Source organism: Ruegeria sp. CDSA236 (assembly GCF_059611285.1).
Genome location: NZ_JBXWPG010000005.1, coordinates 133,259 through 145,524, shown reverse-complemented (window position 1 = coordinate 145,524; position 12,266 = coordinate 133,259). Strand labels below are relative to the sequence as shown.

Sequence of the window (12,266 nt, the reverse complement as noted above, 5' to 3'; positions counted from 1 at the left end):
TCGCAGCGGCCGAGATTGCGTCCATGCAGGATAAGGCACAGGCGCCCGCGAATGGGAACACAACTCGACATGAGTCAGGTCCTAGAGGACTTGGAAAGCACCAACACGCTTGACGAGTTGGGCGATGTAGCCGTTCGATTGCGCGACCGGCTGCAGGTTGAACATCTTATCTATCATTGGGTTGATGGTGCCGGGGATCAATACGGCTATACAACTTACCCGGACGCTTGGGCCGAGCGATATCGTGAGCGGAATTATCACCGCATAGATCCGGTGATCCTGGGGTGTTTCCAACGGTTCCACCCGGTTGACTGGAAATTGCTGGACTGGTCTGGAAAAGTGGCGAAAGCCTTTTTGCAAGATGCCCTTGAACATGGAGTTGGCAATCAGGGTTATTCGATCCCCATCCGGGGGCCGAACGGCCAGTTTGCCTTATTCACAGTGAATCACTCATGTGATGATGAGAAATGGAAGTCCTTCATCGAGGCCCATGGCCGCGAGCTGATTTTGATCGCGCATTACTTTAACCGAAAGGCTCTGGAGTTCGAAACCGACAGGCAGCCGGATACGACCCGGGGCCTGTCGCCTCGTGAGACGGATGCCATGACCTTGCTGGCGCTTGGATACAGCCGGGCACAAGTCGCGCACTCATTGTCAATCTCGGAACATACGCTGCGTGTCTATATTGAAAGTGCGCGTGCCAAGCTTGGGGCGCAAAACACAACCCATGCCATCGCAACAGCACTCAGCCGTGGATTAATAGTGGTTTAACAAGCGCACGCTCTAAAAACGGGAAATTAACCACGACTTTGTACTCCCTTCGTTCTTGCACAAGACGAGGGGAAAAGTCATGTTGCGCTATTTGTTTGCGGACGAACTACATAAATTTCCGAATCTGGCCGAGGGGATGTTCCGGGATCGCGCCGATCAGTTCAAAACCCGGCTGGGCTGGGATGTCCACGTTGATGAAAATGGGGAAGAGCGGGATCAATATGATGATCTGAATCCGCTCTATGTCATCTGGGAAGAAGAGGATGGCAGCCATGGGGGGTCGATGCGGGTTTTGCCGACGACAGGACCTGTCATGGTGAATGAAGTGTTCGGGCACCTGACAGGGGGTAAGCCCGTCCACAGCCCGCTGATCTGGGAGGTGACACGGTTTTGCCTGTCCCGAACGGCCAGCGCCCATACCGCTGGTGCCATCATGCTGAGCGGGGGCGAAATCATGGAAGGCTTCGGGCTGACCCATATTGCGGGCGTCTTTGATGCGCGGATGATTCGGATTTACCGGCTGATCGGATCGTCTCCGGTCGTTTTGGGGTCCGAGGGGACGGGTCGTGACAAGATTTCCGTCGGGCTGTGGCCCTATTCGGCCCAAGATTGCTATCGCGTGGCTGAACGGGCGGGCATCCCGCGTGAGCTGTCCAGGATGTGGTTCAGAACCGCGTTTGGCACCGCCCGGCAACACCGGTTTGCCATGTCCGCCTGACGGGGTGTGAAAGCCAATTCCGTATCTGGCGATAGCTGGCGTGGCCCTGTAGGGTCGCGCCATGTCTATACCCACAGTAACCTTTTCTGACGATCAAGCCGCCGCCTATGACAGCATTTCCGAGATGCTGAAATCTGCTGGTGTGGACTTGGATGATGACGCCCTGCTGAAAATGCCCGGCAATGGCGAATCCGGGGTGATGGCCGTGATCGGTAAGGCGGGTTCAGGGAAAACGCTACTGCTGGCAGAGCTTTACAAAGCATTGGCTGACGCGGGTCTTCAGATTGTTTCCGGTGATTTCGAAAGCCGCAAAGCGCGCGAGAAACGCAGCTTGGCCATTCTTGCGCCAACGAACAAGGCCGCCAGTGTTTTGCGCCTGCGGGGTGTGCCTGCGACCACGATCCACCGCATCCTCTATACGCCGGTATATGACCCGGAATATGAACGCATTGCCGAATGGCTGGCGGGCAACGATGAACGCCCCGAGGTTGAAGGGTTGACTGACGAAGCGCTGGACCGGGCGGCCGCTTTTTATCAGAACAACAAGTCGATCCCCGGCGCGCTGGCCGCTGCGGGCCTGCGTGGGTCCGACTTTATCACCGGCTGGAAGCGTCGGGAGGAACCGCTGGACATAGGCTTTGTAGATGAGGCCTCGATGCTGGATGACCGGCAGTTCGAAGACCTGAAAGAGATCTTTCCGACCCTGTTGCTTTTTGGCGATCCGGCGCAGCTCGCCCCGGTCAATCAGTCCGGCAGCATGGTATTTGAGACGCTGCCCGAGCCGCGAAAGCAGGTATTGCACAGGGTCCACAGGCAGACGGCAGACAACCCGATCCTGGACCTCGCGCATGCGCTGGCCGACCCTCAGATGGGGTTTGAGGATTTTGAACGGCTCGTCGAACAGACCGCCCGACAGGATGACCGTGTTGTTTGGGGGCAGCGTGTTGAAGTTGACCTGATGGCCCGCAGCCCGGTTCTGGTCTGGCGAAATGCCACCCGAATTCGCTTGATTCAGGCCTTCCGCAATGTCCACGCGGCACCCGACACCGAGCTTCTGGCGGGAGAGCCGCTGATTTGCGATGGAATCGAACTGCCGCTGAAGCACCGCAAGAAAAGGCTGGATCTTGAGGCGCGCGGGCTAATCAAGGGTGCTCAGGTCATCTATCTGGGGCCAGGACGAAAACCGGGGTTTTCGCGCCTGCATGTGATGGGGGCCGAGGATCCTCAGGTCAGTGCAGCGTCGATTGTCAAAATCGAAATGCCTGATGAGGAAGAACCGTTTATTCCATTTGCAGCGCGTATGGGGGCAACCTTTTTGCATGGCGCAGCAGTGACCATTCACAAGGCGCAGGGGTCGCAGTGGGACACGGTACAGGTGTTTGCGCCGGATATATATGCGGCTGCTCGGATGGGGCGAACCGAGGCTGGGCAACCTTTGTGGAAACGTCTGGCTTATGTTGCGATCACGCGGGCGCAAGAAAGGTTGATTTGGGTGGTGCGCAACAGGCTGGCCAAGCCCACTTATCCGCTGCGCGTGGATGATTTGCGCGCGGCTCCGGCGGCGACGCTGACCCTGGAGGCGGAAGAGATATGAAATCCATCATCATCACAGGCGCCAGTTCAGGCATCGGACGGGCAACTGGCGAGTTGTTTTTGGCCGAGGGCTGGGCGGTTGGGCTGCTGGCGCGCAGCGCGGATGTGCTGAACGAATTGGCTGAAAGGCACAAGAATGCGATCCCCTTGGTGACCGATGTTACCGATCCCACCGCTGTTTCGGGTGCTTTCGAGACATTCCAGAATGAGGCGGGACGTCTTGACGTATTATTCAATAATGCCGGAATCTTTGCCCCCGGCGGCACGATAGACGAAATCCAGTTGGAGGATTGGTACCAGAGCGTCAGCGTGAACCTGAACGGGATGTTCCTAAGCGCGCGCGAAGCCTTTCGCATTATGCGGCATCAGGCCCCTCAAGGGGGAAGGATCATCAATAACGGTTCGATCGCCGCGCATGTACCGCGTCCGAATTCGGTCCATTACACCGCTACGAAACACGCGATAACAGGCCTGACACGCAGCCTATCACTGGACGGGCGCGCCTTTGGTATCGCATGTGGTCAAATCGATATTGGCAACGCGCGAACACAGATGGTGCAAAACCTGGTTGAAAACGCCATCGCGGGAGGGCAGCAGCCCGACCCGACGATGGCTGTTGACGATGCCGCACGTTCTGTACTGCACATGGCGTCTTTGCCTGCAGAGGCAAACGTCCAGTTCATGACCGTCATGGCCACTACGATGCCCTATATCGGGCGTGGATAGGGCTTTAGTTCTCGCGCAATAGTCGGAAGGCTGTGGACGCTCCCCAACCCGCCGCGATGGCAATGACCAAAGACATCAGGCCATACCAGACCGGCTGCTGACGGGACATGTTGTAGAGGAACCGTTCCAGCCCGACCTTCCGCACGTCGATTGTGGTCTCGAACTGGGAAACAACCTCTCGGCCGCGGGTCAGGTATATGCGCGCGAAATAGGCGCCTTCGGTCAAATCGGCTGGCATGTCGATTGAGGTTCGGAACAATGTCTGCTCGTCCACCGCAACCGTATTTTCGCGGATAGAATACAGGCCCTCATCCTCACGGATGCGAACGACGGCCTCGGCAAAATTCTGCGCGCCCCGGATATTCATCGCGGCACCCACTGACCGAATGGCCCGTTCAATCGAGATCCTGTACCGCAAGTCTTCTGTATCTGACAGGATTTCTGTAAGGGGAGCGCTGGTGGCAACCGCATAAAAACTGGGCGCAAGGTCGACCAGGACGCTGTCGGTGTTGACCCAGATACCCAGCCTGCGTTCTTTTCGCCGGACCGTCACTGGGCTCGAGGGGCCTGCAACGGCCACGATAACTTGAAGCGGTGGGCCGGAAGGGATCGGCGTTTCACGTTTCACGGCACCGAAAATAAGAATTTCCGAGCCATCGAAATTCGCCGTGATGGCAACCCGGTCCTGACTTAGGCCAAGCACGACCTGTTCCTCCTCGGCGATGGCCGGGGTGACACAGAGGGCGAGTAGCAGGATCAACCATCTCAGCATGATCAGTGCCCCCCTGCAACGCCGAGCGAATAGAGCTCGGAGGGTTCCAGAAGCAGATCCAGCGCCAGTTTGCCACAAACCACCAAGACCAGTGCAGCCAGCAATACGCGCAGCTGCTCGGCAGGCATTCGTGCGCCGATCACCGTTCCGATCTGCGCCCCGATCACGCCGCCGACCAGCAACAACACAGCCAGAACAATGTCGACTGTGTAGTTGGTTGTCGCGTGCAGCATCGTGGTGAACGCTGTTACGAAAATAATCTGGAACAGGGAGGTGCCGACAACGACTTTGGTGGGCATTCCCAGCAGGTAAATCATGGCAGGAACCATGATAAAGCCGCCTCCGACACCCATGATCGCAGAAAGGATACCTACGCTAAGCCCGACCAGGACGGGGGGGATGACCGAGATATAGAGGCCCGATGTACGGAACCGCATTTTGAACGGCATCGCGTGAATCCAGCCGCGCTGACGACGTGCAACAGGGGCGGCGGTGCCCTTTTTGGATTTACGCAGCGCGTTCAGGCTTTCGATGAACATCAAGCTGCCGACGACGCCCAGAAAGACCACGTAACACAGGGTTACGAGCAAATCGACTTGTCCGAGGCTTTTGAGATAATTGAAGATCACCACCCCGAACGCAGCACCGATCAGTCCCCCGACCAGCAATACCGTGCCCATCTTCAGGTCGACCGTCTTTCGGCGGAAATGGGCCAGAACTCCAGAAAAGGACGAGGCGACAATCTGGTTCGCTTCGGTGGCTACGGCAACTGCTGGTGGGATGCCAATGAAAAACAACAGCGGGGTCATCAGAAACCCGCCGCCGACCCCGAACATCCCTGACAGGATGCCGACCATGCCGCCCAACCCCAGCAGCAGAAAGGCGTTTACGGAAACTTCAGCGATAGGAAGGTAAATTTGCATGAGGTACTAGTAATTAGGGCCAGCTGCGTCGCGCAATGTGACACATTCGACTTCTGGAATTTGTGAAAGGGTTCGTATCTGACGCGCAGAATCACGCCCTTGGCGAGGCAGGGTAAAGCAGGGCTGGCGGCTTGGACCAGTCTGAAACTGTGCATCCGCAGAAGGCGTTTTGACAGGGAGTATCCCCTTAGACCAAGCGCAAGACCTAGCATCCGGCACCCCGGCGAGAAACTCTCTCAAATCAGCTGTCACTGGAAACACATCCATGCCCCTTTAGAGCCGTTGCGGCATGTAAAATCAACTCTACATGCCGCCATGCAGCGAACAGGACTGACGTGTGTTTCAAACTGGACCTATTACCGCTCTTTTACATAGGGTTCGCCACCGGCCTTCGGCGGAACGGCCTTGCCCACGAAGCCAGCCAAAATGACGACGGTCAGGATATATGGCAGCGCATCCATGACTTGCACAGGAATCACCACGCCACCTAGGTCAATATTCTGGAACCGCAACGCAACGGCTTGCAACAGTCCGAACAGCAGGCAAGCCCACATCGCGTGCCATGGCCGCCATTTTGCAAAGATCAGCGCCGCCAGCGCGATGAACCCGCGACCGGCAGTCATTTCCTTGACGAATCCAGCTTGCAGGGCCGTGGCCAGATAGGCACCGGCAATGCCGCAAAGCACGCCACAGATCGCGACGGCCGCAAAACGCAGCCCAACGACAGAAACCCCGGCCGTATCCACCGCGGCTGGGTTTTCACCCACCGCGCGCAGGCGCAGGCCAAAGCGGGTGCGGTACAAAACCCACCAGGTTGTCGGGACCAGAAGGAATGACACATAGACAAGGATTGAATGGCCGGACAGCAGCTCGGAATAGATTGGCCCAAGAAAAGGGACATCGCTCACGGCATCCGCAAAAGGGAAGGTGATCGGTTCAAAGCGCCCTCCGCCAAACAGCGAGGGGGTACGCCCGCCCTGCTTGAACCAGCTTTGCGCGATCAGGACCGTCAGCCCCGAGGCCAGAAAGTTGATGGCGACGCCCGAAATCAGCTGGTTGCCCCGAAAGGTGATCGAGGCCACCCCATGCAATGCGGACAGAACAAGCGAGGCCGCGATTCCGGCCAGCAATCCCAGCCAGACCGATCCGGTCACGGCGGCGACGGCGGCAGAAAAGAACGCTGCGATCAGCATCTTGCCCTCAAGCCCGATGTCGAAAATACCGGCGCGTTCGGAATACAGACCGGCCAGACATGCCAGCAACAGCGGCGTGGCCAAGCGGACGGTCGAATCGAGGACCTGGATGAGGGTAACGAAAGTATCCATCGCTTAGCCCTCCTTCCGCATGGCCAGGAACAGCTTCTCGAGCGGCATGCGGACCATGTTGTCAAGCGCGCCGGTGAACAGGATCACCAGGGCCTGAATGACTACGATCAGCTCGCGCGGGATCGACGTCCATAGCGCCAGCTCGGCCCCGCCCTGATAGAGGAAACCAAACAGCAGCGCCGCCAGAAACACCCCAAACGGATGGGACCGACCCATCAGCGCCACGGCGATACCGATAAAGCCAGCGCCCTCGGTCGAGTTCAGAACCAGCCGCTCTGCCTCACCCATCACGTTGTTCGTGGCCATCAGACCAGCCAGCGCGCCCGAGATCAGCATGGCGATGATGGTGATCCGAACCGGAGAAATACCGGCATAGACGGCACCGGTTTCCGAATGCCCATAGGCGCGGATCTCATAGCCCAGCCGTGTGCGCCAGATCAGCGCCCAAACGATCACACAGGCCAGGACTGCAACAAAGAATGAGATATTGGCAGGTGCGCCACGGAATACGACGTTTTCAGCGGTCGAGAACATCGACTGGAACGTCGGCAGATGCACCGCCTCGGGGAAGCGTGCAGTTGCCGGGTCTTGCGAGCCCTGCGGGCGCATGACGTTGACCAGCATATAGTTCAGCAAGGCAGCAGCGATGAAGTTGAACATGATCGTGGTGATCACGATATGGCTGCCGCGTTTGGCCTGCAGATAGGCCGGAATGGCCGCCCAAGCGGCCCCGAACACCATCGATGCGGCACAGGCGGCCAGCAAGGCGATGCTCCAATGCGGCCAGTCGATGTAAAGGCACACCACGGCCACGCCAAGCCCGCCCAGCATCGCCTGACCTTCGCCACCGATGTTGAACAGCCGTGCATGAAAGGCGACCGCCACAGCGAGTCCGGTGAACATGAAATTCGTGGCGTAATACAGCGTATAGCCCCAGCCATAGGTCGATCCCAGCGCGCCGGTGACCATCAGGTTCACCGCTTCGATCGGGTTTTCACCAATGGCGAGGATCACCAGCGCCGACAGGATTGCGGCCAGAAGCAGACTGATCACCGGGATCAGAACGACATCGGCCCATTTGGGCATTTTTTCCATGTTACGCTGCCTCTCCCGCAACACCGGCCATCAACAGGCCAAGTTCTTTTTCATCAGTTTCATGGGGCAGGCGTTCGCCCATGATATGTCCGTCAAACATGACCGCGATCCGATCCGACAGCGAGAATATCTCTTCCAGCTCGACCGAGACCAGCAGGATCGCCTTGCCCTGGTCGCGCAGGTCGACGATCTGTTTGTGAATGAATTCGATCGCCCCGATATCCACGCCTCGGGTCGGCTGACCGACCAACAGCAGGTCCGGATTACGTTCGATTTCACGCGCGACGACGATCTTCTGCTGATTGCCGCCCGAAAAGCTTTTAGCCGACAGCCAGGGGTTCGGCGGGCGCACATCGAATTTTTCGATCTTGGCTTCGGTATCGGCGCGCAGGGCGGCGTTATCCATGAAGAGGCCACGCTTATAAGCCGGGTCTCGGTGATAGCCGAAGGCCACGTTCTCCCAGGCGTGGAAATCCATGATCAGGCCTTCGCGCTGGCGGTCTTCGGGCACATGCGCAATGTGCTGCGCGCGCCGCGCCTGGCCATCTGACCCCACCCCGCTGAGCGCAAGCGGCGTGCCGTTCAGTTTGATCTGGCCCTGGCCCGGGCGCATCCCGCCCAGAACCTCTAGCAGTTCGGATTGGCCATTGCCGGCGACGCCTGCGATGCCCACGATCTCACCAGCGCGCACGTTCAAGTCGATGCCTTTGACACGCTCGACGCCCGCGCTGTCGAAAACACGCAGGTTTTCAATCTCGAGGATGGGCTTACCGGGCTGCGCCGGAACCTTGTCGACCTGCAGCAGAACCTTGCGGCCCACCATCAGCTCGGCCAGTTCTTCGGGGCTGGTCTCGGCGGTTTTCACGGTGGCCGTCATTTGCCCGCGGCGCATGACCGACACGGTGTCGGTGTTTTCCATGATCTCGCGCAGTTTGTGGGTGATCACGATGATCGTCTTCCCCTCGGCCCGCAGCCGGTCGAGGATGCGGAATAGCTGATCCGCCTCGGAGGGGGTTAGAACACCCGTCGGTTCGTCCAGAATCAGGATCTCGGCCTTGCGATACAGCGCCTTGAGGATCTCGACCCGCTGCTGCATCCCCACACCGATCTCGTCGATCCGTTTGTCGGGATCCACGAACAGCTCGTATTCTTCTTCCAGCTCTTTCAACTCTTTGCGGGCCTTGGTCAGGGACGGGGCCAATAGCCCGCCATCCTCGGCGCCCAGCACGATGTTTTCCAGAACGGTGAAATTCTCGACCAGTTTGAAATGCTGAAACACCATCCCGATGCCCGAGGCGATCGCGGCCTGGCTGTCAGGGATTTCGGTCTTTTGACCGTTGATCCAAATCTCACCTTTGTCGGCTTTGTAAAAGCCGTAGAGAATGCTCATCAGCGTGGATTTGCCCGCACCGTTTTCACCGATGATCCCATGGATCGTACCGGGGGCGACGCTGATGGAAATGTCTTTGTTGGCCTGAACCGGCCCAAAGGATTTGGATATCCCTTTGAGCTCAATGGCGGGGACGGTCATGTCTTGTCCTCAGTTGCCGAAAGGACTGCCCGGTCATCCCGGTGCAGCAAAGTGGAATCGGGCCGGGAGCATCACCCCCGACCCGCGCGATATCAGAACTGCAGTGCTGGGCAGCTGTCGTTCTCGTAGTAGCTGACAACTGAAACATTGCCGTCGATGATGTCCTGACGGGCTTTGTCGACTGCTGCTTTCATATCATCCGAAACCAGCGGAGCGTTGTTGTCGTCGATCGCATAGCCAACGCCGTCTTCGGCCAGACCCATGATATATACGCCGGTCTCAACGTTCTCGCCTGCGCTCATCGCCTCATAAACAGCGACGTCCACGCGCTTCAGCATCGAGGTCAGAACTTTGCCCGGGTGCAGGTGGTTCTGGTTGCTGTCGACACCGATTGACAGGATGCCTTCGTCAGCAGCAGTTTGCAGAACACCAACACCGGTGCCGCCAGCTGCGGCATAGACCACGTCGGCACCCTGGCTGATTTGTGCCTTTGTCAGTTCCGAGCCCTTAACCGGGTCGTTCCATGCCGCAGGCGTTGTGCCGGTCATGTTGGCAACCACGTTGATATCGGGGTTCACCGCCTTGGCACCCTGAGCATAGCCGCAGCCAAAGTGACGGATCAGCGGAACATCCATGCCGCCGATGAAGCCAACGGTTCCGGATTCGGACGCCATCGCAGCCATCATACCAACCAGATACGAGCCTTCGTGTTCAGCGAAACCAACCTGACGCAGGTTGGGCGCGTCCAGCCAGGTTACGTCGACAACAACGAATTTCGTGTCCGGATAGTCGGCAACAACCGCGCTGAGCGGGTCAGCCATACCGAAACCCATGGTGATGATCGGGTTCGAGCCTGCTTCGGCAAAGCGGCGCAGGGCCTGTTCGCGTTGCGCTTCGGACTGCATTTCGATCTCGCGGTAGGTGCCGCCCGTTTCTTCCGCCCAGCGTGAGGCGCCGTTATGCGCGGCTTCGTTGAACGATTTGTCGAACTTGCCGCCCAGATCAAAGATCAGTGCCGGTTCGGCCAGTGCGGCACCCGCTGTCAGTGCAACCGCCGCTGCGGCGCCCATCAAGGATTTCATCAGGGTCATTTGTTACTCCCGTTTGTTATTTTTTCGGTCAGAGCCAAGATAGCCCCGTTTACCCACTGTTAGCGAGCATAACCGTTGTGATGGCGGGAATTAAGGCCGTTTGCAACCGCCGCGGTCAACAGATTTTTGACCATTTGGTCCAAGAAAATTCGCGGCCTGTCTCAGGTTAAATTGCATTCCATGACGATGGCATCAATTTTCTGATTATTTTCAACCGTATAGTAATTCTTGCGCGTGCCGCACACACGATACCCGCAATGCTTGTAAAGTGTAATCGCGGGCTGGTTGGCGATGGAAACATCCAGAATCGCCCGGATAGCGCCCAGTTTTTTGGCAGCCGCGTGCCATTCGACCATACGTTCCCTAGCCAGTCCCTGCCGCTGAACTGTGGGATGGGTGGCAATCGTCAGCAGTTCGGCTTCGTCTGCGATTGCCTGGAAAAGGGCAAAGGACTGGGTGTCACCCACGATATGGGTAAAGCGATTCTGCAGCAGCTCTGCAAACTCTGTGGCGGTCCAGGGGCGCGATTGTGTGAATGCTGCGGCGTGAGTATTTGCCAGTTCTTCGGGTGTCATCCGTCCAGCAACATCGGCGGTTGGTCCTTGGAGGGCGCCGCATCAGCGGGGCGTATGTAAAGAGGGGCGGGAGCCTCGGCCTTGGTCAGCCTTCTTTTTGCAGCCACTCGGGCAATAGCGCAGACCTGAGCGCTGGGGTTGTCGTTGAACATCAGTGTGCCCAGCGATTTTGCCTGATCAAGCTGGATCAGTGCCGGTTCCATATCAGGCCGCGAAACATAGACCTGATCTCTGGGCGCTCGGATCGCTGGCAACGCATCGCTGTCCAGGACAGCAAGCGCGTCAAAGCCCGATACGCCAATGGCCGGTATCCCCAGACCTAAGGCCAGACCCCGCGCGGCCGAGACCGAGATGCGTATTCCGGTGAAATTACCGGGGCCTATTCCAACGCCGATCGCTGACAGGTCGCGCCATGAGCATTGTTCTGATGACAGCACCTCTTCGAGCAGCGGCATCAGACGTTCGGCTTGTCCCCGCGACATGGGCTCGACACAAGACGCCACAATCCGGTCACCGCGCAACAAAGCGGCCGCGCAATGCGCGGCCGATGTGTCAAACGCCAGAATGAGTGGTTCAGACGGCAACAGGGCGCACCTCGGTCACTTCGGGAATGTAGTGACGCAGCAGGTTTTCGATCCCCATCTTCAACGTCAGGGTCGAGGATGGGCAGCCTGCGCAGGCCCCTTGCATGTGCAGGTAGACAACGCCGCGGTCAAAGCCGTGGAACGTGATGTCGCCGCCGTCCTGTGCAACAGCAGGGCGCACCCGGCTGTCCAGCAGGTCTTTAATCTGATTGACCACTTCGGCGTCCTCGCCGCTGTGTTCAGCATGGCCCGAGCCCGCATTGGCATCCGCACCCATGATCGGCTGGCCGGACTGGTAATGCTCCATCACCGCGCCCAGAATGGCGGGTTTGATGTGATCCCACTGGACGTCGTCCGCTTTGGTCACGGTCACGAAGTCATTGCCGAAAAATACCCCGGTCACGCCACTCACAGCGAAAATGCGGTTGGCCAGCGGCGACTTTTCCGCAGCCTCAGCCGATGGGAAATCTGCAGTGCCCGCTTCCAGCACGGTCTGGCCGGGCAGGAATTTCAGGGTTGCAGGGTTCGGTGTGGATTCGGTCTGGATGAACATGGCGCGGCT

At 58.3% G+C, this 12,266-nt stretch carries 13 protein-coding genes; 4 read left to right on the top strand and 9 right to left on the bottom strand.

Translation table 11 applies throughout. The annotated features are described in order from the left end of the window. Positions 1-51: 51 nt before the first annotated feature. The 4 genes from AC2FLB_RS10170 (at position 52) to AC2FLB_RS10155 (ending at position 3,808) form a co-directional block, all read left to right on the top strand. Positions 52-771, top strand: a complete 720-nt coding sequence (locus tag AC2FLB_RS10170; RefSeq protein WP_496691781.1) for a helix-turn-helix transcriptional regulator — start codon at positions 52-54, stop codon at positions 769-771. A 79-nt stretch (positions 772-850) separates the two neighbouring features. Then, a complete protein-coding gene (locus AC2FLB_RS10165; protein WP_496691780.1) occupies positions 851-1,489 on the top strand; it encodes an acyl-homoserine-lactone synthase in 639 nt (212 codons plus the stop codon). A gap of 61 nt (positions 1,490-1,550) precedes the next feature. Beyond that, a complete protein-coding gene (locus tag AC2FLB_RS10160) occupies positions 1,551-3,083 on the top strand; it encodes an ATP-dependent DNA helicase (RefSeq protein ID WP_142635525.1) in 1,533 nt (510 codons plus the stop codon). After that, on the top strand, positions 3,080-3,808 hold the full coding sequence (locus AC2FLB_RS10155) for an SDR family oxidoreductase (RefSeq protein ID WP_496709190.1): 729 nt from the start codon (positions 3,080-3,082) through the stop codon (positions 3,806-3,808). Before AC2FLB_RS10160 ends, AC2FLB_RS10155 begins: the two co-directional genes overlap by 4 nt. Before the next feature lie 4 nt (positions 3,809-3,812). Here AC2FLB_RS10155 and AC2FLB_RS10150 read toward each other — a convergent pair whose 3' ends face one another. The 9 genes from AC2FLB_RS10150 to AC2FLB_RS10110 form a co-directional block, all read right to left on the bottom strand. Then, a complete protein-coding gene (locus AC2FLB_RS10150) occupies positions 3,813-4,580 on the bottom strand; it encodes a TIGR02186 family protein (RefSeq protein WP_496709189.1) in 768 nt (255 codons plus the stop codon). A gap of 2 nt (positions 4,581-4,582) precedes the next feature. Further along, positions 4,583-5,503 (bottom strand): sulfite exporter TauE/SafE family protein, encoded by a 921-nt coding sequence (locus tag AC2FLB_RS10145; protein WP_142635531.1) that lies wholly within the window; start codon positions 5,501-5,503, stop codon positions 4,583-4,585. Positions 5,504-5,859: 356 nt separating this feature from the next. Continuing rightward, complete coding sequence (locus AC2FLB_RS10140) at positions 5,860-6,828, bottom strand: ABC transporter permease (RefSeq protein WP_142635533.1); 969 nt, start codon at positions 6,826-6,828, stop codon at positions 5,860-5,862. 3 nt (positions 6,829-6,831) lie between these two features. After that, complete coding sequence (locus tag AC2FLB_RS10135; RefSeq protein WP_142635535.1) at positions 6,832-7,923, bottom strand: ABC transporter permease; 1,092 nt, start codon at positions 7,921-7,923, stop codon at positions 6,832-6,834. Position 7,924: 1 nt separating this feature from the next. Beyond that, positions 7,925-9,454 (bottom strand): ABC transporter ATP-binding protein, encoded by a 1,530-nt coding sequence (locus AC2FLB_RS10130; protein ID WP_496709188.1) that lies wholly within the window; start codon positions 9,452-9,454, stop codon positions 7,925-7,927. Between the two features lie 92 nt (positions 9,455-9,546). After that, the gene (locus AC2FLB_RS10125) at positions 9,547-10,545 is read right to left on the bottom strand and encodes a BMP family lipoprotein (RefSeq protein WP_142635539.1); all 999 of its coding nucleotides are present in this window, start codon (positions 10,543-10,545) and stop codon (positions 9,547-9,549) included. A 161-nt stretch (positions 10,546-10,706) separates the two neighbouring features. Further along, positions 10,707-11,120: a GNAT family N-acetyltransferase gene (locus AC2FLB_RS10120; protein WP_496691778.1), complete on the bottom strand. Its 414-nt coding sequence runs from the start codon at positions 11,118-11,120 to the stop codon at positions 10,707-10,709. After that, entirely contained in the window at positions 11,117-11,704 is a 588-nt protein-coding gene (gene tsaB, locus AC2FLB_RS10115) for a tRNA (adenosine(37)-N6)-threonylcarbamoyltransferase complex dimerization subunit type 1 TsaB (protein ID WP_282021629.1), read from the bottom strand. Before tsaB ends, AC2FLB_RS10120 begins: the two co-directional genes overlap by 4 nt. Continuing rightward, positions 11,694-12,257, bottom strand: coding sequence for a NifU family protein (locus AC2FLB_RS10110; RefSeq protein WP_271948391.1), 564 nt, complete (start codon positions 12,255-12,257; stop codon positions 11,694-11,696). The genes tsaB and AC2FLB_RS10110 overlap by 11 nt, the downstream gene beginning before the upstream one ends. Between the last annotated feature and the right edge of the window lie 9 nt (positions 12,258-12,266).